Below are 22670 nucleotides of genomic sequence, written 5' to 3'. Positions count from 1 at the left end.
TTCAATTATTTTTTAGCCGGAGCTTGCATCATAGCAGGTGCAGCCGGTTTTGGAGCGTTAGGGTTTGGTTTAATAATATTTATTACTTCAACAGTAAATATTATTGGTGTAAACGGCGGAATAACGCCTTGTGCACCTTGCTCACCATAAGCCAGGCTCGATGGAATTACGAAAGTTGCTTTAGCGCCTTTGTTTAACAACAACAAGCCTTCATCCCAACCTTGAATAACTTTGTGCTCGCCAACAGGGATACGGATTGGCGCGTACTGACGCATACCATCGTTAATTTTAGCTTTAACAGCATCTTCTTTAACGCTTGTATCAAACACTTTACCTGTTGGTAATGTACCTGTATAGTTTACCTCAACGGTATCACCCACAACCGGAACAGGACCGCTGCCTGGTTTAGTGATCACGTAGTTTAAGCCTGAAGCTGTTTTGGTAACTTTAAGGTCTTTTTCTTTTACATATTTTTCGATGATGGCAGGCTCTTTAGCTTTAACAGCATCAGTTTGTTGTTTCATGTAATCAGAAATACGGCCGTTAAATACCTGGTCGCTCAGTTTGCCTTTAGCAATTACTTTTTCAACCTTAATTTGGTAGATAACATATTTACCTTTAATTGCAGGTGGCCTTGGCTGGCCTTTAGGTATTACCGAATCGATATTTACTTTAACGGTAGCGCTATCGCCTTCGCTTAATAATAATAAAGCGTTAGTAAAATCGGCTTTGCTTTGTGGTTTTTGTATCAGTTGCGGTGCCGGGCGACCCATATCATAAGTGCTGCCCAATACTGAATCACCTTCAGTTTTAAGCGTCATGTTTAAGCTAACAAAGTCACCTTCTTTAATGGCAGGACCATCTTTATCAGTATGAATATCGTAAAGCAAACCTCCCGACCCTTGTTTAAATCCACCGTTGCAACTTGCCAGTCCGATAGCAGCAAGCGCTAAAAACATCAGTTTTTTGTTCATTTCTATTGTATTAATAACTTTTTATAGTTTGGTAAAATTGATTTAAATAATTCAACAACTTCGTTAAGCGGTAACTCCGACCGTCCGCCGGCCGCATTGCGGTGACCGCCGCCACTAAAGTATTTTTTGCAGATCTCGTTTGCCGGAAACTCCCCTTTTGAGCGTAATGATAACTTTACAGCATCGCTGCGTTCAACAATAAAGGCCGCCAAACGCACATTGCTTATTGATAACGCGTAATTAACTATGCCCTCGGTATCGCCTGTAACTGAATGATATTGGTCCATCTCCTGTTTAGTAACGGAAATTATGGCCGTATTGTATTCGTCAATCACTTCCAATTTATTTGCCAGGCAATGGCCCAGGAAACGCAGCCTGTTTTCTGACGAGCTATTGTACACCAGCTCTTGTATGCGCCAGTTAACGGCACCGGCCTCAATAAGGTCGGCAGCTATGCGGTGTACTTCGGCAGTAGTTTTTGGTAAACGGAACGATGCCGAATCGGTAAGGATACCGGTATACAGGCAGCTGGCCACATCCTTATTAATAAGGTGCTTGCTGTTTAGGGCATCAACTATAAAGGTATACACCAGTTGTGCGGTGGCGCAGGCATTGATATCCCAATAGCGGAAATCATCAAAATCTTCCGGATCGAGGTGATGATCTATCATTACCTTAACCGCGGGGCTTTGCCTTACCAGTTCGCCCATTTCATTAATGCGGTTTAACGCGTTAAAATCCAGGCAGAATATCAGTTCGGCTTCGGCTATTAAAATTTCAGATTGCTGTGTGTTTTCTGTGTAGATGATCACTTCTTCATTTCCGGGCATCCAGCTTAAAAAGTCGGGATAATCGGAAGGCGCTATTACTTTGGCGTGGTGGCCAAGCTGTATCAAATAATTGTACAAACCCAGCGAAGAACCCATCGCGTCGCCATCAGGTTTATGATGGGTAGTGATCACAATTCTACGTGGTTGAGCCAGTAATTCGGTAAGCGCGGATAAATCTAACATCAATATTCAAAAAGATTGCAAACATAATTATTTTTATCAAATAGATTACCTTTATTTAAATACAAAAAACTTTAAAAATCAGGCCTTAAAACATTAATTTTGCGCCTCAATATTGAATACAACATAATGGAAACCAACAAAACTTTTACCATGATTAAGCCAGACGCGGTAGCGAACGGCCACATTGGTGCAATTTTAGATTTAATTTTAAAAAACGGCTTTAAATTAGTAGCCCTTAAATACACTTCATTATCAACCGAAAAAGCTGGCGAATTTTATGCAGTGCATAAAGGCCGTCCGTTTTACGATGAGTTGGTTGGCTTTATGTCATCAGGCCCAATCGTAGCGGCTATCTTAGAAAAAGATAACGCGGTTGAAGATTTCCGTAAACTGATTGGTGCTACTGATCCTGCTAAAGCAGATAAAGGTACTATCCGCCAGTTATATGCTGAATCAATCGGCGCTAACGCTGTACACGGTTCAGATTCTGACGAGAACGCTAAAATTGAAGGAAGCTTCTTTTTCTCGGCATTCGAGCAATTTTAATCGATATTAGATAATATCCGAAATACCCGCGTCATTGCGAGGAACGAAGCAATCCCCTACTTACAGAGTCGTTCTGTATAGTTTATAGATTGCTTCGTTCCTTGCAATGACGCTTTTTTGTGCGCTGCAACACTCCTGTCCTCGTATTCCTTAATCTACCTACAGGAATACAATATCCTCTATCAGTACCGTTCCGGCTTCGCCGTTTATCTTTTCGATGATCTGGCTGCGAATGCTCATCAGTTCGTTTTTAATTACCGACGATTCTATCCTCAAAAACAGTTTTTTGTTGTTGATGAATAATTCTTTGGTACGGTTGGCTACCGATGTGCCTACCAGCTGCGGCCAGTTGGCTACTACGGAGGTTTCATCGTACTTGCGTTTCAGCTTGTAAACCTGCAGCATTTGCTCAATGGCTTCCTTCAACGATTTATCATTTGCTTTACGCATCAATTTCTCCTCCTTTTACATTAAAAACCCGTACCTCAACACCTATATTATTAAATATATGCTGCACCCGAGTGGTACTGGTATCGGTAATAAACACCTGCCCAAAATCATTGTTCGATACCATTTGCATCAACTTGGTTACGCGGTTATCGTCGAGCTTATCAAAAATATCATCGAGCAGTAAAAGGGGCTTAAACTTTTTCTGCATATATAAATAGGTATACTGTGCCAGCTTAAGCGCAATTAAAAAAGACTTTTGCTGCCCCTGCGAGCCAAACTTTTTCATGGCCATGCCGTGCACCGAAAATTGCAGGTCATCTTTATGTATCCCGGTATTGGTACGTTCCAAGGCACGGTCCTTCTCCATCGTTTTTTTCAGCAGCGCGCCAAAATCATCGTGCAGTAATTGCGACTCGTATACCATGCTCACCAGTTCGGCATCATCACTTATAAAGGTGTAGTGCTTGTTAAATATTTCGGTAAAGCTTTCCATAAAAGCCTTGCGCTTTTGAAAAATGCGGTTACCCGATAACACAAGCTGTTCATCCAGTACCTCCATCAAATCGGGGTCGTACCTGCCGGTTTCGGCAATGCGTTTCAGCAGCGCGTTGCGGTTAACGAGGGCACGGTTATAGGTGATTAGTTCATCGAGGTACTTATTATCAGTTTGCGATATTACGTTATCGATAAACTTACGGCGTTCCTCGCTCCCCTCTATAATAATGCTGATATCATAGGGCGATATCATTACCAGCGGCAGTAAACCTATGTGATCTGCCAGGCGCTGATAATCTTTTTTATTGCGCTTGAATTGCTTCTTCTGGTTACGTTTTACCGAGCAGGCCACGGCTTCGGGCTTGCCATTTTTATCAAAGGTACCGGTAACAAAAAAGAAATCAGTTCCTTGCTTTATCTGCTGTGTATCAATAGGGTTAAAGTAACTCTTGCATAACGAGAGGTAGTGAATAGCATCGAGCAAATTAGTTTTTCCCGTGCCGTTGTTGCCCAAAAAGGCGTTAACGCCGTCGCTAAAAGTTAGCCCGGCCTCGGTATAATTTTTAAAGTTGATTACTGATAGTTGTTGCAGATACATAAACAGGGTTCAAATTTAACACTTACATGCTTGCCTTTCACTATACAAATGCATCAAAAAAGGCCGGTTAATTATTTAAGTTAAAAGGTGTTGATAAAAACTTTGAAAACTGTATTTTTGCAAACTTAATTTTTGAATAAAAATGTCAACACCCCAAGCGAACACCAAAATTGTGAACGAAGATAAAGCAGTTAAACCGACAGGCAATTTTGTGCGCGAAAACCAAAAGAGCTTATTATTTATAGCAGCAGCAGTTGTTGTGCTGGCGATTATCTACATCGCATATTTAAAGGTATACCTTGCACCGCGCGAAGTTGAAGCGGCCGATCAAATGCATGTAGCACAAGATTTTTGGGCTAAAAAAGATTGGGACAAAGCCATTAAAGGCGATGCCGGTTATCCTGGTTTTGAAAAGATCATCAGTGAGTACAGCAATACCAAAGCTGCCAACCTTGCTTATTTTTACTTAGGCACAGCATACCTTAACAAAGGCGAATACCGTAAAGCTATTGATAACCTGAGCAGCTACCGTGGTGATGATTACATGGTTGCCGCAGAAGCACTGGGCAGCACCGGTGATGCTTACGTAGAGTTGAAAGAATACGATAACGCGGAGTCATACTTTCAAAAAGCGGCTGATAAAGCGGCTAATAAATTTTTGTCGCCTTTATATTTGAAAAAATTAGGCTTGGTTTACGAAGCTAAAAAAGACAATAAAGCAGCAGCAGATACTTACAAAAAAATTAAATCAGATTATCCTGAAAGCCCTGAAGCGCAAAATATAGACGAGTACATCGCCCGCGCCGAAGCAAAACAGTAATCAATTTTTTATACTGAAAGGTTGTAATGTTATAATTGGAAAGGTTACTTTCGGTTATCACATTACAACCTTTTGTTTTTTAAACATATTTTGTACAACAAGGAAGGCAACATTACAACCTTCCAACATTAAAACATTACAACTTCAAAACCCCACAACAATGGCTACACAGCTTAAAAACCTGTCTGATTTTTCAGCTACACAAATACCTTCGGCAGCGCCATACAAATTTGGCATAGCAGTAGCCGAATGGAACGCCGAAATTACCAACGCTTTATACCAGGGCGCCTACCAAAGCCTGATAGCCAATGGTGCCCTGCCCGAAAATATTTTTAACTACGCCGTACCCGGCAGCTTCGAGCTTACCTCGGGTGCCGATCTGTTGTTAAAAAATCTACCTGATTTAGACGCCGTAATTTGCCTGGGCTGTGTAATACAGGGCGAAACAAGGCATTTCGATTTTATTTGCAACGCTGTGGCCAATGGTGTAAGTAATGTTGCCATTAAATATGCAAAACCTGTTATATTTGGCGTATTAACAACTGATAACCAGCAGCAAGCTATTGACAGGGCCGGCGGCAAACATGGCAACAAAGGCGACGAAGCTGCCATCACCGCTATAAAAATGGCTGACATGGCTAAAACTTTAAAAGGTTAATTACGTATAATAGTTAAAAAAATATCCCGGCGTAAAATGAAAACAATCATCTATATAGTTTTGGTGGCCTTCGCGGTAAGCATCTTCGCATCATGCTCAAATAAGCTTTGTCCGGCTTATGATTCTTATCCAAAAGGCCGTAGATAACAGTAGTTTGTCATTTTTGTACCTCTTTTAAAACTATTAGGGCACTTTGCTGTAATTTTGTAGAAAAGGTATAATTAAAAATAAATAGTTATTGTTTATGAGTTGGATAGCGTTGGAAACGAAAGAGCAGATTGAGGAAATTAAACAAAACCCGGGCTACAGCCTGATATTTAAACATAGTACACGTTGTTCTATCAGCATGATGGCTAAAAGACGCTTTGAGTTGGATTGGGAAAACCTGCCCGAAGATATGCCGTTATACTTTTTAGACCTGATCAAATACCGCGAACTATCCGGACAGATAGCCCACGATTTTCAGGTTCACCACGAATCACCACAACTACTCCTCATAAAAAACGGCGAGTGCATACTCGATCAGTCACACGGCGGCATCTCTGTAGATGAAACGCTGGAGATGGTTCAGTAGGTTTTTTGAAGTCCGGAAGTCGGAAAGACCGGAAGTCCGAAAGTTTGCTTTAATGGTGATTACCTTAAACGGTTATTTACAAATTCAAGATATAAAAAGAGCGACCTGAATTATCAGGCCGCTCTTTTGTTGTTAACGACAATCTTCCTATAAGTATTCTGTTTTAACCACTCACGCTCCAGTATATTTTGGTTCTATTATCACAAAAGAATCCTTCAAAAGGGTAATCCTCTAAAATCCTTTCTATAGTTCTGCGGTCGCTACATAATAAAGTGTAATGACTATCCCAATGTGTTGCATAAAGCACTTCGCCCTTGGTTGTGTACCAACTTTCGTGATGCAGATTAACATCTGAATGATCACCAATAATATCCCGAATATATACTATCCGGCGTTCGAAACCGAACTCATCTCCAATGTATAGCCATTCATGTCCGAGACTCAAAAGAGTCTTTAACATATCATCTATTAATAATGAACTAAAGTTTCCTTCTTCGGGTAGCATAATATTGTTTAGGTCTGCTGTATTTTGAAGCTTGGCGAGATCACTTTCGTTATGATGAATTTTTACAAGCCCGCCGATCGAGCTACGCAAAGCTATATCCAGGCGGTTGATATTTTCTAAACCGGAAAGCAGTAGAAATTCAGCCCATGATAGTTTTTCAACCGTACTAATATTTTTATAAAACGGATGGAGGATAATATAAACACAATCAAAATGCCCATTGTAAAAGTTCAATATAGTATCATCTCCGTGCGGCGACCTGATGTTATGCGGAATATTTGGCGTTGATCTTGTTTCTTTATTTTCCATGTTTTATACCATTAAAAACGCCCTTATAACTCACATTACTCATCAACTGTCATGCTGAGGTACGAAGCATCTGTCGGCGAACTTTAAAGCGAAGAAGATTCTTCACTGCGTTCAGAATGACAGTTTCATAATATGTCACAGGAGCCTGAAGGATCGTGCGCAGAGGCCTTCACCCACGCACCCTTCGACAGGCTCAGGGTGACAGGACTACCCCCAACTGCTATTTCTCCTCAACTTCCCAAACCCTCAACTTTCAGTCTTCCGGACTTTCCGACTTGCGGACTTCTTCCATTACCACCCGAAATCAACCGTTTTTATCAGGTCGGCATTCAGGCTGAGGTATACGGGGCAGGTAAGCGCCGCGTGTTCCAGTATCTTTTGTTCTTTTTCGGTATATTCTTTCGGGAATTTAAGGTTCACCACCACTTCAGATACCCGGCGCGGATTGGCGGCCATAATTTTGGTGATGGAGCATTGCGTATTATCAATATCAATGCTATGCGTACGGGCGGCAATGCCCATAATGGTAAGCATGCAGCTGCCTAATGATGCCGCCAGTAGGTCGGTTGGTGAAAAGGCTTCGCCCCTGCCCTGGTTATCAACCGGTGCATCGGTAATTATTTTTGTGCCCGATTGCAGGTGGGTAGCCTCGGTACGCAAATCGCCCAGATAAGTAGTTTCTATAGTTGCCATAATAATGCTTTATACTCGTAAATTTAAATTTTGGTTTTATTGATACTATTAAACGAAGTGTAAAGTTATGTTTAAGCTGATGTATTTCGTTTTTAATATATCAATTAACTGTAATATTCATACAAGTAAGCCTATATGCTTTTAGGCTGTTAAGCTGTTTTTATTTACTTTTGTATATATGATCGAATTGCCGGTAGTTCCTGCCACACAAGTACAACGTAAACCAGATTGGTTACGCGTGAGGCTTCCTGTTGGAAAAGAGTATGCGCATGTGCGTGGTTTAGTGGATGAGCATAAGCTGCACACTATTTGCGAAAGCGGTAATTGCCCTAACATGGGCGAGTGCTGGGGTGCAGGTACGGCCACGTTTATGATATTGGGTAATATTTGTACCCGTTCGTGCTCGTTTTGCGCGGTTGCCACCGGCAGGCCTTTAGCGGTTGATTTAGATGAGCCAAACCGTGTTGCTACTTCGGTTAAACTGATGCAGGTAAAACATTGCGTTATTACCTCGGTTGACCGTGACGATCTGAAAGACGGCGGTTCTATCATCTGGGCCGAAACCATTAACGCTATCCGTCGCGAAAGCCCTGAAACTACTTTAGAAACCCTGCTGCCCGATTTTCGTGGTAACTGGGAAAACCTTGCCCGCGTAATTGCGGTAAGGCCAGAAGTAGTATCGCACAACCTCGAAACCGTACGCCGCTTAACCCGCGAGGTACGTATACAAGCCAAATACGATCGTAGTTTAGATTGCCTGCGCCAAATATCGCAAGCAGGACTGCGCACCAAATCGGGCATTATGCTTGGCCTGGGCGAAACCGAAGCCGATGTATTGGAAGCCATGGCCGATCTGCTTGATGCCGGTGTTCACATACTTACATTGGGCCAATATTTACAGCCTACAAAGACCCATCACCCGGTTATTGACTGGATTCATCCGGATCAATTTAATTTTTACAAACAAAAAGGCCTTGAGATGGGTTTTAGATATGTAGAGAGCGGTCCTTTAGTGCGCTCATCATATCATGCTGAAAAACACCTTTTTGAATTCTAATATTTCTTTATATCTTCACCGCAGTGAGTAAGAAACACAAAATATCATTGTCGGAAGAAGAACTTATACTTGCACTGCGCCACCGCGAAAAGGTGGGCGCGGAGGCATTGTATGATATGTATTCGGCATCGTTGTTCGGTGTTATCTCTCGCATAATAACAGATGAGGCGATCGCCGAAGATGTTTTACAGGAAACTTTTGTAAAAATATGGCATTCTTTTTCGAGCTATAGCAGCGAAAAAGGCCGTTTATTTACCTGGATGGTGAATATTGCGCGAAACCTCTCCATTGATAAAGTAAGATCGAAAGATTTTAGGAACCATAATAAAAACCAAGAACTCGAAAATAACGTAACTTTTATCGACGAACAAAAAAATACGGTTTACAAGCCTGAGCTGCTGGGATTAAAAGATCTGGTACAGAATTTAAAGCCCGAGCAAAAATCAATACTTGACCTTGTTTATTTTAAGGGGTACACCCACGTTGAAGCCGCCGATGAACTGAAGCTGCCTTTGGGTACCATTAAAACAAGGTTACGTATGGCTATACAGCAACTCAGAAAAAATTTTAATTAGAAAGTGGAAGACATTAAGGCATATATCGAATCGGGCATACTGGAGCTTTACGTACTGGGAGATTTAACCCAAGCCGAAAAGGTACAGGTAGAAGAGATGGCTTCAAAACATCCGGAGGTGAAAGCCGAACTGGATGCCATTGAAGCGTCCCTTGAATATTATGCTTCGGCGCATGCCATTGAACCTACTGAAAAACAGCGCCACAGGGTACTTAACAGCCTGCTCATTACTTTTTCTGACGATAACAACTTCCCCGGCCGTACGGTTGACCATACGCCGGTTGAAGATAATGTTGTACCATTTAATTCACCAAAAACGGTTAATTTTTACAAGTATGCCTTCGCGGCCTGCCTTGCACTGTTAATTGTGAGTGTGGTTGCCTTGCTTAATGTATACAATCGTTTGCAAGATTCTAACAGCACCATTGCCTCTTTAAACCTGCAAAACCAACGCTTTAGTAACCGCGTAAACCTGGTCGACAGGCAATTGAGTGTTTTCCGTGATACTTCTTATAAATTCATTAAACTACAGGGTACACCTCATTCTCCGGCTTCGGCTATGATGGTAGCCTGGAGCCCGGTTAAAAAGAAAGTAGTTATTGATATGGCCACCCTTAAACTGCCTGCTAACGATAAAGACCATCAATACCAACTATGGGCCATTGTTAACGGTAAACCGGTTGACCTTGGTGTATTTGACGCAGCACTTGCCGATAACGAAGATGCCGACATGAAAGAGATGAAGGAAGTAGCGGTACCACAAGCATTCGCGGTTACACTTGAACCACGCGGCGGCAGCGTAAACCCAACAATGGATCAAATGATGGTGATCAAGGCTATCTAATATCAGATTTTAGCTACCGATAATCCTTTTTCAAGATAGTACCTCTCCAACTGTTTTGCCTGTTTATAGGCAAGGTACAATGGTATAATTCCTATTACGCCGAAAGAGCAATCTATCAGCTGCCAAAAGAATGGTATCCCCCTGATATTGCCTACAATAAATGCCAGCGGAAATATCAATACACAAGCCAGCATCCCGAATTGTATTACCCATATATTGCGTACTGGATACTTTAACGTACCTACAAAAAGCAGGGCCAATACCAAATGCGCGAAAGCGAGCCAATCGGTACCGTAACTCAAATAAGGGTATTGTTGATTGGTAGTTTTAATAGCGTTGTAAATGGTGTGCAGCCAATCTTGCATAAAGATTGGCGCCCAGGTGGTAACACTTGTTAGCCAGCTAAGCTCACTTTCCAAAGGAAAGGCGGTTATACCGCTGATAGCCAGTCCGGCTATAACAATGATGATATTTTTGCGGATCTTTTGTTGTAGGGTTTTCATTTGTTAATTTTTTAGTGATAAGGTTTGGGTAAGTATTAATGTCATTTTGTTTAAAGGAAGGGGCTTCCCAATTCAGCTTACATATATGGCAAACAGGTTGTCATTTCGAACGTAGTGAGAAACTACTCTCTTGAGTGATAGCGAAAAATCTTCTGCTCTCAGCAAGTAGCAGACATGCATAGTGAAGAAGATCCTTCACTTCGTTCAGGATGACAGGTGCTGGAGTTTCCCTTCAGCCTCCCGGTCGGTGTTATCACCGCATCGCTACAATACTTTTCAACTCCGACCGCTCCTTTATTACTTGAAGAATATTGTTCTGAATATCTTTCATGATCCATTCGGCCCAAAGCGATGCGTAGAGATTGAAGGTGGTGGTCAGCTTAAAATGGCTGTACAAATACAGGCGATACGTGGTGGCATTAAGTTGCTGAAGCTGATACGTGCCATCCATCACATCAAAATACCGGCCGCCGATAACCACATGCTCATCCATAGTAGTCGACTGTATTTCGTAGGGATTCGCTTTTATGGTAAAGCTCATTTCTTGCTGATCTTTGTAGTCGGTTACCTCTTCGTGGAAGATCAACCCTTTATCAAAAATAGCCTTGCGATAACCGCCTACACCATTATAGTTAAGTTCAGCACGTATCGGGCGCGGAAAGCCCAGCTTTTCGGTAAGCCAGCCTTTGTCTTCGTCTTTTTTTATTGCCCTTACACGGGTAACGTTCGGCCATATCTCGCTTTTATCAGCCTTAATATCAATATAAGTATAGGCTTTGTAAACCGATGGATGATCACCGATGTAACGTTCAACCGGTGATGCCAGCAATGGCAGCAAAGCAATTACCGAAATGTAAGTATTTTCGTTACGGTGTTTTTTCAATTTATAATGCCCCGCCACCATTCCGCCAAGGCTGGAAGCACCTAAAAACAACGGCAGCACCATTAACCAGCAGGCCCAACCTTCAAGCGAGGCCAGCATAGTAAGTAACATAAAGGCAAGGATTGGGATCCAGGGTGTAAAAACTCGGTAACTCATTTTCTTCACCGATTCAATACCCGACAGAAAAATAGTTAAGGCACCTATACCAAAGGGCACCAAAAATATAAAGCTGACAGACATGATGGTAAACAGTCCATTCAAGCTCTCCAGGTTAAATAAGGAGTGCACAATAAGCGCGAACACGAGCGGCAACACAACGATGAGCAGTATTCTCTTAATATTAGGTTTTATCATGATATGATAAGGTTTAGGTGATTAAATACTTTTTTCAACAGCATCTTTTATGTAAGGTACTTTAAATGTATACCCGGCATCAAGCAAACGTGCGGGCAGCACCCAGCGACTTTTCAGTATCAGTTCTGTTTCGGTTTGTAACAGCAGGGTGCCTATGCCGAGCATCCATTTTGAGGCAGGCAAACCGAAGGGTACACCTACTGCCTTGCGCATCGTCCGCATGATCTCGTGATTTTGTATGGGATAGGGTGAAGCTATGTTGAACGCGCCTTCCAGCTCCTGGTGGGCTATCAGGAACTCGATACTGCCTGCAAGGTCATCTTCATGCACCCAACTGAAATATTGTTTACCATCACCCTGTATACCGCCCAGTCCGTATTTGGCCAGGTTGGTGTAGTAATGCAGCACACCTCCATTTTTGCCCAATACCACACTAATACGGAGTGCTACCTTACGGATGCCGGGCACTACCTGTTCGGCAAAGGCATGCTCCCACTTTTTACAAACTTCTATAGAAAAACCTGTACCGATGTCGCCGGTATATTCATCTTGCGGATGGTCCTCGGCATGGCGGTATATGGTGGCCGATGCAGCGTTCATCCACAAAGCAGGCGGGTTAACAGTTTGTTTCAGTGCTTCGCCCAATACCCTTGTGGCATTCAACCTTGATGAAAATATTTCGGCCATGTTAGCCTCGTTGTACCTGCAATTCACACTTTTACCTGCCAAATTGATCAGCACATCACTATCTTCGAGATGCTTTGCCCAATCGCCAAGGGTACTGCCATCCCAATAAACCATTTTAACATTGCCGTTACCGGTCTTTGGGTTGCGGGTAAAAATGATCACTTCGTTAGCTTGCCCACTAAAATGCGCGGCGAGCACCTTGCCTAAATAACCGCTGCCGCCGGCCAGTATAATTTTATTGTATTTCATGATGATGCTATTTAAGTATTAAAACCAATATACCTAATCTGTAAAGTATCCAGGTAATGGTCATTAACCAACCCAAAGCCAGTATTTTTGTACGGCGAATGTGCTCCAGGAACATTAACCCCGCAACGCCTAAAAAGTAAAGGGTGTAAGCGATAGCAGGCAGGGCCACAAATTGCGCGAGCAACAACGCAGGCAACAGCAACAATGCACCTGCTAAAGAGATCGTCATCATGTTACCGAGGTAATCCCACTTTTTACGGGCAGCGTACATACTGATGATGATTCCTTGAAAAACGATCTGCACGCCGCAGATCAGGTATTCGCGGTATTCGTTACCTACCGGTACCATGCCTTTTAAAAGCGGGGCATAAGCGGTAAGGATAAAGCCGACCACTAACCAGCTGAATAAGAGATAAGCCAAACGGTAGATCAGTCGGAACGTAGGTTGCACTTCAAAATCATCATCCGCATTACCCGGAACAATTACCCGCCTGTTGTATGATATAAAAGAGTAACCCTTACTCATGAACCATATAAACGGCTTCCAGCTAAACAAGCCCTTAAACACCGGGAAAGCGTTGGCGATAACTTTAAACAAACTTACTATGCCGTAATTCACCTCACCCGTTTGGGTATTTACAAGCGCTATTTCATTAACTGCGCGTTGCCTGTCCACCAGCGGACAAAAACTATCGGGCATGGTTTGGTAAGGCTGCCTGCCATTGCTATCGAGCATACCGGTATTGATAAATGCTTTGGTATACAAGCTGCACATTGGGCATTCGGCATCGTAAAGTATAATATGGTTATTAAGCGTTTTCATGATTCATGAGTTTATGGGGTTGACTACTACTGTTTCTCTACAAAAACGGTACGTTTTACTTGTTGCTGCGCCCTGCTGCGAAGCCTGAAAAATATGATAAGGTTTAGGAAATGCATGCCGCCGAGTATTAATATGATGCAGCCCAGTTTATAGCTCAATACCTCAACTACTACTTGGGTGTTTGGTATGCTGCCCGCCTCTTTTAGCGCAAGGCTCATGTAACCGATGTTGATGAGATAGAAACCCACTACCAGCAGCTTGTTCACAGAATCGGCAAGTGGGCTATTCCCATGGAAGATATCCACCAGGAAGATCAGCCCGTTTTTGAATAAAACTTTTGCTACCCAAACAGTTAGGGCGATACTGATAATGATGTAGAATGCGTAAGTGATAATAAAATAGTTCATGATGATAAGTATTTATTTGTTTGTAATTTTTGAATTTTCAGTAAATAATGAAATTTATAGACAAAAAAAATAGAGCTATTTAAATAGCTTAAAAATTGAGCCCCAAAACCAGCTTTCTTCTGCCTTTATCATGGTTTCTAAAGTTTTGTTTACGTTGCCTGCCAACTTGTTTATACCCGCAAGCGATGTTTTAAACGTTTTAAAGTCAGGGTCTTTTTCGTCGCCCTTCAAAGTTGATAGCTCGTTTAATACTTTCAGTACCGGGTCCAGCTCGCGCTTTTTACGTTCCTGAGCTACCTGGCGGGCAATGTTCCAGGCATCTTTATCAGCAAAAAAGTATTCTTTACGCTCGCCTGCTTTATGTTGTTTTTCTACCAGTCCCCAGCCTATTAAATCGCGCAGGGTCATGTTGGCATTACCACGCGAGATGCTTAGGGTTTCCATAATATCCTCGGTAGTAAGTGCTTCCGGAGAGATCAGCAGCAAGGCATGTACCTGGGCCATGGTGCGGTTTATACCCCACTCCGATCCGAGTTTGCCCCAGGTTTCAATGAACTTCAACTTTGCTTCTGCCAATTCCATGATGCAAATATATAGAAGTTTTTAAACTTTCAAAAAATAATGAAAGTTTATTTTTAAATTTATTTAATCTTTTTTACGATTTGCTGTAACGTTTTAAAAGTCGACACGTCTTATAGACAATAAATGAGTATTTAGTTCTTTATAAGGTCAGTTAATAGTTAGAAAAAAAGAGGTTGCGGGATACTCACTACCTCTTTTTTTATGCCATCAATTTTGCCATGGTAGCCGGCAACTGTGCCGCGAGTTTACCCGGCAATACCACATTCAGGCGGTTAGGTACTGCCAATTCATCCCCCGCTTTTCCGTGTATATAAATACCTGCCAGGCAAGCCTCTAAGGGTGTATATTTTTGTGCCAGTAACGATACCAGTATACCGGTAAGTACATCGCCCATGCCACCCGTTGCCATAGCCGGGTTCCCTGTCGAATTAAAGTACAGTTTGCCTTCGGGCGTGGCCGTTATGGTATAATCATTTTTTAGTATAATATAGATGCCGAGCTCAGTTGCCTTTTCCTTCGCAGTTTGCAGGCGGCTCCACCAACCTTTATGCTCACCAAACAAGCGGTCAAACTCTTTCATGTGCGGAGTGAGGATACTTCCTTTGGGCAAGTTGGTCCACAATTCACGATGAGCCGATAACAGGTTCAGGCCATCGGCATCAATTACTACGGGCTTATTATAATTAGTCAGCAAATCGGCCATTAGTTCCAAAGCGATTTCGTCCTTCCCCAAGCCCGGGCCTATGGCTACCGCGCTAAACTTATCCCAATCAATTTGTGGCAGACTATCGCCGGACCGGGTAATGGCCATCAATTCGGGCAGGTAACTATTCAGGGCAATCAAACCACTTTCGGGGATACAGGCCGTAGTTAAGCCAGTCCCGCTATAGGCACTCCCGGCCGAACTTAGCAAAGCCGCTCCCATTGTTTTGGCTTCACCGGCAATAATTAGCGCGTGACCATAAGTACCTTTATTACTAAAGCCTTTACGGGGTTTCAATATTTTACGGATATCCTTACGTTCCACAAATTGGTATGGTGAGTTAAGCGATTGCAGATAAGTTTCATCGTGCCCTATATTCACCGCCTCCCAGCAATCAATAAACGGGGCCGAACCCGGCAGCAGGAAATTGATCTTAGCCTGTTGAAAGGTAATCACCAGGTCGGCTTTAATAGCTGTCGCGTCAGGGTAAATTTCCCCTTCGGTAAAAAAACCGGTAGGTACGTCAACCGATACTAGTGTTTTTTGCAGGTTGTTTATATAATCTACTAATTGTTTATAGTTATCTAAGGGTTTGTTCAAACCACTGCCCAACAGGGCATCTATAATAATGAGGGCATTTTCGTTTGGCAAAGTATCACCGCTCTTAATTTCGGTATAAGTAACAGGTGTTTGCTGCAAACGCTGCAAATTGGTATTAAAATCATCGGTAGCTTTTGCCGAAAACCGGGTGATCTTTACATTGATATATTTATACTGATGTTCGGCCAGCATACGGGCAATAGCCAAGCCATCGCCGCCGTTATTGCCAGTACCGCAGTATATGCTTATAGCTTTTGTTTTATCAGGAAAATGATTGAGAAACCAGCCCACGAATGCCTTTGAAGCACGTTCCATCAAATCGATAGAAGCAATAGGTTCGTTAGCTATGGTATACGCGTCGGCCTCGCGAATTTGTGATGATGTTAACAGCGGTAGCATATAATCATAAAGTTACTATTTATGATTATTGTTTGCTTACACCTTAGTTAATAATGATACCGGCATTGCAAAATAATAATGGCGTCATCTTCTACATTATATACTAATCTGTGTTCGAGGTTAATCCTCCGCGACCACCAGCCTGTTAAATTATGCCTTAAAGGTTCAGGTTTACCGCTGCCCTCAAATGGCGTGCGCTCAATTTCTTTTATAAGCGCGTTGATCTTTTTCAGCATTGATTTATCAGCAGCCTGCCAGTACAAGTAATCTTCCCAGCCCGTTGTAATAAAAACAAGTTTCATTCCTCTATCAGCTTCTGCTCGTTAGCCAATCCTTTTTCATAAGCGGCAATGCCATCTAACAGGCGCGCTGCATTTTTAGGACTTTTAAGTAAATAGAAGGTTTCTTCCATACTTTCATAATCGGCTTTTGAAAGCACTACCACATCTTCGCCATTTGCGGTAGTTACTATCAAAGGCTGATGGCTATTGCGTACTTTATCTAAAAAGGATTTCAATTGCTGCCTGAATGCTGTATATGTTGTAACCTGCATGTATTTCTGTTTTTATAAAGATATAAAACAAAAAGCACATGTACAAGATAACGTACATGTGCTTTTTTATACAGAAATCGCTTCTTTACTTTATTTATTCCTGCTGGCTTTCGCTTGGTTTGAGAAATGCTTGTTGTAATCTTCCTTTGTTAAACTATCCAATTTTGATAGTTTGGATTCGCGCACTTGCACCCCCAACTTTTTCAGTTGAGCCATCACCTCTTCGGTGTGCCCATCCGGAATATCAATTGTTATAGTTGTCATTGTTTAAATACTTTACCAATAAGACCGTATAACAAATATACGATCTTATCTCCATGTTTACAGCCCCATCTCTTTCTTCAAAAACCTGCCGGTAAAGCTATCCTTAACCTTGCATAAACCTTCCGGTGTGCCCGAGAAAAGGATCTTTCCGCCCCCTGATCCACCTTCGGGACCAAGGTCTATCACGTGGTCAACTACTTTAATTACATCAAGGTTATGTTCAATTACCAGCACCGTATTGCCTTTATCAACCAGTTGATTGATAACGCCTAACAGCACGTTAATATCTTCAAAGTGCAGGCCTGTTGTAGGTTCGTCAAGTATGTAGAAGGTGTTGCCGGTATCTTTTTTAGATAGCTCGGTTGCCAGTTTTACACGCTGTGCTTCACCGCCCGATAGCGTGGTAGATGCCTGTCCCAAAGTGATATAGCCTAAACCAACATCGTTCAAGGTTTTTATTTTACGGTAGATGGCCGGGATGTGTTCAAAAAATGGTGTAGCATCCTCAATGCTCATATCCAGCACATCGCTGATGGATTTGCCGCGGTAGCGTACTTCCAGCGTTTCGCGGTTGTAGCGTTTGCCGCCGCATTCTTCGCAAGGTACTTGTACATCAGGTAAAAAGTTCATTTCTATCACCTTCATACCACCACCCTGGCAGGTTTCACAACGGCCGCCTTTTACGTTGAACGAGAAACGGCCGGGCTTATAACCGCGGATACGTGCCTCGGGCAATTGAACATACAGGTTACGGATATCTGAAAACACACCGGTATAAGTAGCCGGGTTTGAGCGCGGCGTACGGCCAATCGGTGTTTGATCTATCTCGATCACCTTGTCAATATGCTGCAAACCATCAATGCTGCCATAAGGCAAAGGCGTTTTTTTAGCCCTGAAAAAGTGATGGTTCAATATAGGATACAGCGTTTCGGTAATTAAACTCGATTTCCCGCTACCTGATACCCCGGTAACACCAATGAGTTTCCCTAACGGGAAATCAACACTTACCTTTTTAAGGTTATGGCCGGTGGCATTTTTAATCGATAATGTTTTGCCATTGCCTTCCCTGCGTTTTTCGGGGATAGCAATTTGCAGGCTGCCGTTAATATAGGAGGTAGTCAACGTATTCATGGCCATCAGTTCGGCAGGTGTGCCCTGCGCTACTATTTGTCCGCCATGTACACCGGCTGCCGGCCCCATATCTATTACATGGTCGGCTTCCAGTATCATATCCTTATCGTGCTCCACTACCAATACGGTATTCCCCAGATCGCGCAGGTTTTTAAGGGCGTTGATCAAGCGTTCGTTATCACGCTGGTGCAGGCCTATGCTTGGCTCATCCAGAATGTACATTACGTTCATCAATTGCGAGCCTATCTGTGTAGCCAGCCTGATGCGCTGCGCCTCGCCGCCCGAAAGCGTTTTGGCTGTACGGTCAAGCGTTAAATAGCTCAATCCAACATCCAATAAGAAACCGATGCGCGCACGGATCTCTTTCAAGATCTCGCGGGCAATCACATTTTGGCGATCATTTAAACGATCTTCCAGCCCATCAAACCACTCTTGCAGGTTGTTGATGTCCATAGTAGCCAGCTCAAAAATATTCTTATTATCTACCTTAAAATGTAACGATTCTTTTTTAAGCCTCGCGCCGCCGCAGGTTGGGCAGGTACGCAGCACACGATAGTTTTCCATATCGTCCATGCCTTCATCGTTACGGCGTTCCTGCTGCTCTTCCAGCATTTTTACTATACCTTCAAAATTGATGGTATAGCTTTGCACGTTCCACTTATTATATTCAACCGCTACGGTGATCTTTTCTTCGGTACCGTTAAGGATGATGTCCAGCTTTTCACGCTCCAGTTTCTCTATTGGCGTAGTTAACGAAAACTCAAACTTTTTGGCCAGCGCTTTCAACACCTGGAATATCCACGTTTCGCGGTATTCGCCTATAGGGGCCAATCCTCCATTTTGAATACTCAATTTAGGATTGGGAATCACCGATGCTTCATCTACCTCGAAAATATAACCCAGGCCATTACATTTTTCGCAAGCGCCATAAGGCGAGTTGAACGAGAAGGTATTAGGTTGCGGTTCATCATACGAAATGCCCGATACCGGATCCATCAGGTATTTACTGAAATAGGATACATTATTATCCTTATCCGCCACGCGAATGATGCCCTTTGCCAGTTTTAACGCGGCTTGTACAGATGTATATAAACGCTTGCTGTCTTTTTCGCTTACCACAAGGCGGTCAACCACAATATCAATATCGTGAATTTTGTAACGGTCAACCTGCATTTTAGGTTCAACATCGGCAATTGCGCCGTCAATCCAAACTTTCAGGTAGCCTTGCTTACGGATCTGCTCAAACAATTCGCGGTAATGGCCTTTACGCCCTTTTACCGCTGGGGCCATAATATTCACGGGCTGCCCGTCGAACTTTTCAGAAATGGTACGCATGATCTGGTCTTCAGACATCCGCTCCATTTTTTCGCCCGTGCTGTACGAATAAGCATCACCTGCGCGCGCGAAAAGCAGGCGCATAAAATCGTATATCTCGGTAATGGTACCCACGGTTGAGCGCGGGTTTTTACTGGTGGTTTTTTGTTCAATGGCGATCACCGGGCTCAAGCCCGATACCTTATCCACATCGGGCCTTTCCATACCTCCCATAAACTGGCGCGAGTAGGCCGAAAATGTTTCCATATAACGGCGCTGCCCTTCGGCATAAATGGTATCAAAAGCCAGCGATGATTTACCGCTGCCGCTTAAACCGGTAATAACAACCAGCTCATTACGCGGAAAAGCAACATCAATATTTTTTAAATTATGTACCCGCGCGCCATAAACCTCAACCTGGCTCTGGTCGCCCAGATCAATATGTTTTTCACTCATATATTAATACTAAAGCAAGTATTTAACCCGGCAAATGCAGCATGGTTTTTATACGGGCTACAATTTGCTAATATTTTTTGCAAATATACATAAAAAAGGCCGGTCTTCCATTCCAGAAGACCGGCCAAAAATGTGCTCCGTAAATAATGCAGGTATTAATTGAATGCTAATAGCGGCAGGCTCTTAAACGAGTAGCTATAGTATTCTTCTTTGTAACCGTACTTCTTTGGGTTTTGTATTACCTCTTTCATCGCTATCAGCTTGTAAACGTACGAGCCGGTTTCGCGGTTAAGGCGCATGCGGAAGTAATTGTCCTCATTTTGCCTGTTTATTGCTTTTTCTAATTTAATAGAACCATTATTGTAAGCGGCGGCGGCAAGCGTCCAGCTGTTAAATTCGCCATATAATTCCTTTATGTACTTACATGCGGCGATGGTTGATTTACGTACGTTCATACGCTCATCCTTCTTTCTGCTCACCTTTAAGCCGTAGGTACGCGCGGTACCGGGCATAAATTGCCATAACCCTTTCGCGCCTCGCGGCGATGTGCCTTCGCGCAAACCTGTTTCAACCAGCGGAATGTACTTGAAATCGTCAGGAATACCGTAGTACTTCAGGATTGGCTCAATAATGGGGAATAACTTTACTGCTTTGTTATGCAGTATGTTAGATTGAACTTTTGAGTAAGAATGCATTTTTAATGAATAATGCATTTTGCGTGTTACCCTTTCGTCGTTAACCGGTAAAAACTCTTCAGCGAAATTTAATTCATCGCTTTCGTCTTTTGTGTTTGTTGATACAAATTTTGAAATAGAACGAGTGCTGTTTGACCGTTTAACAGCCGTTGCATCACAAAGATCAAAACTTGAAATGATTACTACCACCAGCATTACGGAGCACGTAATTAAGTGTTTTTTTGTCATTTCTTTTTTTATCATTTATTATACAATATGTAAAACTTGCCGCAAATGTACGCTATATAAATCACATTATCAAATACTTACCTTTTACTTAGTGTTTTGGGCCATTTTTAAGCCCCAAAAAAACGGCTTTTAAAGGCTGAAAATCACTGTTTTTGAGCCGATATAAAAAGTTGTGAAATTCAGTTTTTTAGCATACCTTTGTTCCCCTCGCTGAGATAGCGTTAAACAAAAAATTATGGTATTTAAAAAACCACGGAACAGTCGCGACGACAAATCCACAAGATCACCCAAAAGTCACTCAAGGGGTGATGATGCTACTAAAAGGTCATCAACCTCTTCACGCGGTAAGTCTGCTTCCGCTGATAGTGCAAATAGTTACAATCCACGCAAAAAGTTTGATAATGATACACCGGGCGAAAGGAAACCTTTCTCGTCAACGGGTAGCAAACCATATTCAGGCAGGGCAAAAAGCGCAGATGACCGTCCGAAAAGAAGTTTTGGAAGTGACTCAGGCGACAGAAAGCCTTTTTCATCAACATCGCGCAGCAAGCCGTATAACGGCAGGCCAACAGCAGATGGCGACAGGCCTAAAAGAAGTTTTGGCGGCGAACAAAGTGCCGACAGAAAACCTTTCGGATCAGCATCGCGCAGCAAACCGTATACCGGCCGGCCAAGCGATACCGACCGCCCAAAAAGAAGTTTTGAAGGCGGCGAGCAAGGTGCCGACAGAAAACCTTTTGAATCTCGCGGCAGAAGCCAGAGTTTCGACAGGCCTAAAAAGAGCTTTGGTAACAGTGATAGCGGCGAAAAGAAATTTAACCGCAGACCGGCTGATGCAGACGGTGGCTTTAAAAAACGCGAAGGTGGTTTTAAAGACAGGCCATACAGCAAAGCGACAGACACAGATCGTCCGGCAAGATCAGCTGACAAACCAGCAAGCGACGCGCCCGGAAAAACTATGCGCAGCCGTAACCCTAAAAAGGTTGAAGCAAAAGACTCGGGCCTTATCAGGCTTAACCGTTATATAGCCAATGCAGGTATCTGCTCTCGCCGTAAGGCTGATGAGCTGATTGAAGCAGGCGTAGTTTCGGTAAACGGCGTAGTAATTTCTGAATTGGGCCACAAAGTTGACCCGATGAAGGATGAAGTTCGTTACAACAACGAAACCCTGAAACGCGAAAAGAACGTTTACGTTTTATTGAACAAACCGAAAGATTACATCACCACTACCGACGATCCTCATGAGCGCCGTACGGTGATGCACCTGGTTGATAAAGCCAGCAAAGAACGCATTTACCCTATTGGCCGTTTAGACCGTAACACTACCGGTTTATTGCTAATGACAAACGATGGCGACCTTGCCGACAAGTTATCACACCCGCGCAGTAACATTACTAAACTTTACCAGGTTGAACTAAGCAAAAACTTAGTACAGGGCGACCTTAACAAAATAGCCTTCGGTTTGGAGCTGGAAGATGGTTTAATTAAGCCCGATTCGGTTTCTTACGTACAAGGTGGTACCAAACGCGAAATAGGTATACAGATACACAGCGGTAAAAACCGCATTGTGCGCCGTATATTTGAGCACCTGGGTTATGAGGTAGTAAAGCTTGACCGTGTAGTATACGCAGGCCTTACCAAAAAAGACCTTCCGCGTGGCCGCTGGCGCTACCTCGATGAGAAAGAAGTGATACAATTAAAACATTTGATATAACATAAATGCCCCGCT

General features: G+C 43.0%; 26 protein-coding genes. 8 read left to right on the top strand and 18 right to left on the bottom strand.

Annotated features, from left to right (window positions below):
- Positions 1 to 5 precede the first annotated feature (5 nt).
- On the bottom strand, positions 6 to 974 hold the full coding sequence (locus tag ABD894_RS10215) for an FKBP-type peptidyl-prolyl cis-trans isomerase (protein ID WP_345210923.1): 969 nt from the start codon (positions 972 to 974) through the stop codon (positions 6 to 8).
- A 2-nt stretch (positions 975 to 976) separates the two neighbouring features.
- Positions 977 to 1987 carry a DHH family phosphoesterase gene (locus ABD894_RS10210; RefSeq protein ID WP_345210922.1) on the bottom strand — a complete coding sequence of 337 codons (1011 nt, stop codon included), beginning with the start codon at positions 1985 to 1987 and terminating at the stop codon, positions 977 to 979.
- A 126-nt stretch (positions 1988 to 2113) separates the two neighbouring features.
- On the opposite strand from ABD894_RS10210, the gene ABD894_RS10205 reads away from it, so the two are divergent.
- Complete coding sequence (locus tag ABD894_RS10205; RefSeq protein WP_345210921.1) at positions 2114 to 2533, top strand: nucleoside-diphosphate kinase; 420 nt, start codon at positions 2114 to 2116, stop codon at positions 2531 to 2533.
- 159 nt (positions 2534 to 2692) lie between these two features.
- On the opposite strand, the gene ABD894_RS10200 is transcribed toward ABD894_RS10205, so the two are convergent.
- Positions 2693 to 2983: a DciA family protein gene (locus ABD894_RS10200; protein WP_345210920.1), complete on the bottom strand. Its 291-nt coding sequence runs from the start codon at positions 2981 to 2983 to the stop codon at positions 2693 to 2695.
- Positions 2976 to 4076, bottom strand: coding sequence for a DNA replication/repair protein RecF (gene recF / locus ABD894_RS10195; protein ID WP_345210919.1), 1101 nt, complete (start codon positions 4074 to 4076; stop codon positions 2976 to 2978). The genes ABD894_RS10200 and recF overlap by 8 nt, the downstream gene beginning before the upstream one ends.
- Positions 4077 to 4218: 142 nt before the next feature.
- Here recF and ABD894_RS10190 point away from each other — a divergent pair, with 142 nt between their 5' ends.
- The 3 genes from ABD894_RS10190 (at position 4219) to ytxJ (ending at position 6128) form a co-directional block, all read left to right on the top strand.
- Complete coding sequence (locus ABD894_RS10190; RefSeq protein ID WP_345210918.1) at positions 4219 to 4896, top strand: tetratricopeptide repeat protein; 678 nt, start codon at positions 4219 to 4221, stop codon at positions 4894 to 4896.
- A 160-nt stretch (positions 4897 to 5056) separates the two neighbouring features.
- A complete protein-coding gene (gene ribH / locus ABD894_RS10185) occupies positions 5057 to 5554 on the top strand; it encodes a 6,7-dimethyl-8-ribityllumazine synthase (protein WP_345210917.1) in 498 nt (165 codons plus the stop codon).
- Positions 5555 to 5798: 244 nt separating this feature from the next.
- On the top strand, positions 5799 to 6128 hold the full coding sequence (gene ytxJ / locus ABD894_RS10180; protein WP_345210916.1) for a bacillithiol system redox-active protein YtxJ: 330 nt from the start codon (positions 5799 to 5801) through the stop codon (positions 6126 to 6128).
- 163 nt (positions 6129 to 6291) lie between these two features.
- Here the strand turns inward: ytxJ and ABD894_RS10175 are convergent, their stop codons facing one another.
- Positions 6292 to 6942, bottom strand: coding sequence for a DUF2711 family protein (locus tag ABD894_RS10175; protein WP_345210915.1), 651 nt, complete (start codon positions 6940 to 6942; stop codon positions 6292 to 6294).
- 291 nt (positions 6943 to 7233) lie between these two features.
- Positions 7234 to 7635: an OsmC family protein gene (locus ABD894_RS10170; protein ID WP_345210914.1), complete on the bottom strand. Its 402-nt coding sequence runs from the start codon at positions 7633 to 7635 to the stop codon at positions 7234 to 7236.
- A gap of 178 nt (positions 7636 to 7813) precedes the next feature.
- On the opposite strand from ABD894_RS10170, the gene lipA reads away from it, so the two are divergent.
- Genes lipA through ABD894_RS10155 form a run of 3 tightly spaced genes read left to right on the top strand, consistent with a single transcriptional unit; the run spans position 7814 to position 10110 of the window.
- Positions 7814 to 8692 (top strand): lipoyl synthase, encoded by an 879-nt coding sequence (gene lipA / locus ABD894_RS10165; protein ID WP_345210913.1) that lies wholly within the window; start codon positions 7814 to 7816, stop codon positions 8690 to 8692.
- Between the two features lie 23 nt (positions 8693 to 8715).
- Positions 8716 to 9267 carry an RNA polymerase sigma factor gene (locus ABD894_RS10160; RefSeq protein ID WP_345210912.1) on the top strand — a complete coding sequence of 184 codons (552 nt, stop codon included), beginning with the start codon at positions 8716 to 8718 and terminating at the stop codon, positions 9265 to 9267.
- A 3-nt stretch (positions 9268 to 9270) separates the two neighbouring features.
- A complete protein-coding gene (locus tag ABD894_RS10155; RefSeq protein ID WP_345210911.1) occupies positions 9271 to 10110 on the top strand; it encodes an anti-sigma factor in 840 nt (279 codons plus the stop codon).
- Between the two features lie 2 nt (positions 10111 to 10112).
- On the opposite strand, the gene ABD894_RS10150 is transcribed toward ABD894_RS10155, so the two are convergent.
- From ABD894_RS10150 to ABD894_RS10095, 12 genes are all read right to left on the bottom strand, one after another.
- Positions 10113 to 10613 (bottom strand): hypothetical protein, encoded by a 501-nt coding sequence (locus ABD894_RS10150; RefSeq protein WP_345210910.1) that lies wholly within the window; start codon positions 10611 to 10613, stop codon positions 10113 to 10115.
- Positions 10614 to 10866: 253 nt separating this feature from the next.
- Positions 10867 to 11850, bottom strand: a complete 984-nt coding sequence (locus tag ABD894_RS10145; RefSeq protein WP_345210909.1) for a hypothetical protein — start codon at positions 11848 to 11850, stop codon at positions 10867 to 10869.
- Between the two features lie 21 nt (positions 11851 to 11871).
- Entirely contained in the window at positions 11872 to 12786 is a 915-nt protein-coding gene (locus tag ABD894_RS10140; RefSeq protein ID WP_345210908.1) for a TIGR01777 family oxidoreductase, read from the bottom strand.
- Between the two features lie 7 nt (positions 12787 to 12793).
- The gene (locus ABD894_RS10135; RefSeq protein WP_345210907.1) at positions 12794 to 13609 is read right to left on the bottom strand and encodes a DUF393 domain-containing protein; all 816 of its coding nucleotides are present in this window, start codon (positions 13607 to 13609) and stop codon (positions 12794 to 12796) included.
- Positions 13610 to 13635: 26 nt separating this feature from the next.
- Positions 13636 to 14016, bottom strand: coding sequence for a hypothetical protein (locus tag ABD894_RS10130; protein WP_345210906.1), 381 nt, complete (start codon positions 14014 to 14016; stop codon positions 13636 to 13638).
- 75 nt (positions 14017 to 14091) lie between these two features.
- Positions 14092 to 14598, bottom strand: coding sequence for a GbsR/MarR family transcriptional regulator (locus ABD894_RS10125; protein WP_345210905.1), 507 nt, complete (start codon positions 14596 to 14598; stop codon positions 14092 to 14094).
- Between the two features lie 199 nt (positions 14599 to 14797).
- Positions 14798 to 16300: an NAD(P)H-hydrate dehydratase gene (locus ABD894_RS10120; protein ID WP_345210904.1), complete on the bottom strand. Its 1503-nt coding sequence runs from the start codon at positions 16298 to 16300 to the stop codon at positions 14798 to 14800.
- A gap of 47 nt (positions 16301 to 16347) precedes the next feature.
- On the bottom strand, positions 16348 to 16602 hold the full coding sequence (locus tag ABD894_RS10115) for a Txe/YoeB family addiction module toxin (protein ID WP_345210903.1): 255 nt from the start codon (positions 16600 to 16602) through the stop codon (positions 16348 to 16350).
- The gene (locus ABD894_RS10110; protein WP_345210902.1) at positions 16599 to 16853 is read right to left on the bottom strand and encodes a type II toxin-antitoxin system Phd/YefM family antitoxin; all 255 of its coding nucleotides are present in this window, start codon (positions 16851 to 16853) and stop codon (positions 16599 to 16601) included. Before ABD894_RS10110 ends, ABD894_RS10115 begins: the two co-directional genes overlap by 4 nt.
- A 90-nt stretch (positions 16854 to 16943) precedes the next feature.
- Complete coding sequence (locus tag ABD894_RS10105; protein ID WP_345210901.1) at positions 16944 to 17117, bottom strand: hypothetical protein; 174 nt, start codon at positions 17115 to 17117, stop codon at positions 16944 to 16946.
- A 57-nt stretch (positions 17118 to 17174) separates the two neighbouring features.
- Entirely contained in the window at positions 17175 to 20018 is a 2844-nt protein-coding gene (gene uvrA / locus ABD894_RS10100) for an excinuclease ABC subunit UvrA (protein ID WP_345210900.1), read from the bottom strand.
- A gap of 155 nt (positions 20019 to 20173) precedes the next feature.
- A complete protein-coding gene (locus ABD894_RS10095) occupies positions 20174 to 20941 on the bottom strand; it encodes a lytic transglycosylase domain-containing protein (RefSeq protein WP_345210899.1) in 768 nt (255 codons plus the stop codon).
- A gap of 235 nt (positions 20942 to 21176) precedes the next feature.
- On the opposite strand from ABD894_RS10095, the gene ABD894_RS10090 reads away from it, so the two are divergent.
- On the top strand, positions 21177 to 22655 hold the full coding sequence (locus ABD894_RS10090; protein ID WP_345210898.1) for a pseudouridine synthase: 1479 nt from the start codon (positions 21177 to 21179) through the stop codon (positions 22653 to 22655).
- Positions 22656 to 22670: the final 15 nt, after the last annotated feature.

The sequence above is a fragment of the Mucilaginibacter gynuensis genome, from assembly GCF_039541195.1.
GTDB classification, from domain to species: domain Bacteria; phylum Bacteroidota; class Bacteroidia; order Sphingobacteriales; family Sphingobacteriaceae; genus Mucilaginibacter; species Mucilaginibacter gynuensis.
This window is presented reverse-complemented; position numbering and strand designations above follow the sequence as displayed.

Bases quoted from the DNA above. Each gene is read 5' to 3' on its own strand.
- ABD894_RS10215 (WP_345210923.1), bottom strand. From the start codon at position 974: ATGAACAAAAAACTGATGTTTTTAGCGCTTGCTGCTATCGGACTGGCA.
- ABD894_RS10210 (WP_345210922.1), bottom strand. From the start codon at position 1,987: ATGTTAGATTTATCCGCGCTTACCGAATTACTGGCTCAACCACGTAGA.
- ABD894_RS10205 (WP_345210921.1), top strand. From the start codon at position 2,114: ATGGAAACCAACAAAACTTTTACCATGATTAAGCCAGACGCGGTAGCG.
- ABD894_RS10200 (WP_345210920.1), bottom strand. From the start codon at position 2,983: ATGCGTAAAGCAAATGATAAATCGTTGAAGGAAGCCATTGAGCAAATG.
- recF (WP_345210919.1), bottom strand. From the start codon at position 4,076: ATGTATCTGCAACAACTATCAGTAATCAACTTTAAAAATTATACCGAG.
- ABD894_RS10190 (WP_345210918.1), top strand. From the start codon at position 4,219: ATGTCAACACCCCAAGCGAACACCAAAATTGTGAACGAAGATAAAGCA.
- ribH (WP_345210917.1), top strand. From the start codon at position 5,057: ATGGCTACACAGCTTAAAAACCTGTCTGATTTTTCAGCTACACAAATA.
- ytxJ (WP_345210916.1), top strand. From the start codon at position 5,799: ATGAGTTGGATAGCGTTGGAAACGAAAGAGCAGATTGAGGAAATTAAA.
- ABD894_RS10175 (WP_345210915.1), bottom strand. From the start codon at position 6,942: ATGGAAAATAAAGAAACAAGATCAACGCCAAATATTCCGCATAACATC.
- ABD894_RS10170 (WP_345210914.1), bottom strand. From the start codon at position 7,635: ATGGCAACTATAGAAACTACTTATCTGGGCGATTTGCGTACCGAGGCT.
- lipA (WP_345210913.1), top strand. From the start codon at position 7,814: ATGATCGAATTGCCGGTAGTTCCTGCCACACAAGTACAACGTAAACCA.
- ABD894_RS10150 (WP_345210910.1), bottom strand. From the start codon at position 10,613: ATGAAAACCCTACAACAAAAGATCCGCAAAAATATCATCATTGTTATA.
- ABD894_RS10145 (WP_345210909.1), bottom strand. From the start codon at position 11,850: ATGATAAAACCTAATATTAAGAGAATACTGCTCATCGTTGTGTTGCCG.
- ABD894_RS10140 (WP_345210908.1), bottom strand. From the start codon at position 12,786: ATGAAATACAATAAAATTATACTGGCCGGCGGCAGCGGTTATTTAGGC.
- ABD894_RS10135 (WP_345210907.1), bottom strand. From the start codon at position 13,609: ATGAAAACGCTTAATAACCATATTATACTTTACGATGCCGAATGCCCA.
- ABD894_RS10130 (WP_345210906.1), bottom strand. From the start codon at position 14,016: ATGAACTATTTTATTATCACTTACGCATTCTACATCATTATCAGTATC.
- ABD894_RS10125 (WP_345210905.1), bottom strand. From the start codon at position 14,598: ATGGAATTGGCAGAAGCAAAGTTGAAGTTCATTGAAACCTGGGGCAAA.
- ABD894_RS10120 (WP_345210904.1), bottom strand. From the start codon at position 16,300: ATGCTACCGCTGTTAACATCATCACAAATTCGCGAGGCCGACGCGTAT.
- ABD894_RS10115 (WP_345210903.1), bottom strand. From the start codon at position 16,602: ATGAAACTTGTTTTTATTACAACGGGCTGGGAAGATTACTTGTACTGG.
- ABD894_RS10110 (WP_345210902.1), bottom strand. From the start codon at position 16,853: ATGCAGGTTACAACATATACAGCATTCAGGCAGCAATTGAAATCCTTT.
- ABD894_RS10105 (WP_345210901.1), bottom strand. From the start codon at position 17,117: ATGACAACTATAACAATTGATATTCCGGATGGGCACACCGAAGAGGTG.
- uvrA (WP_345210900.1), bottom strand. From the start codon at position 20,018: ATGAGTGAAAAACATATTGATCTGGGCGACCAGAGCCAGGTTGAGGTT.
- ABD894_RS10095 (WP_345210899.1), bottom strand. From the start codon at position 20,941: ATGACAAAAAAACACTTAATTACGTGCTCCGTAATGCTGGTGGTAGTA.
- ABD894_RS10090 (WP_345210898.1), top strand. From the start codon at position 21,177: ATGGTATTTAAAAAACCACGGAACAGTCGCGACGACAAATCCACAAGA.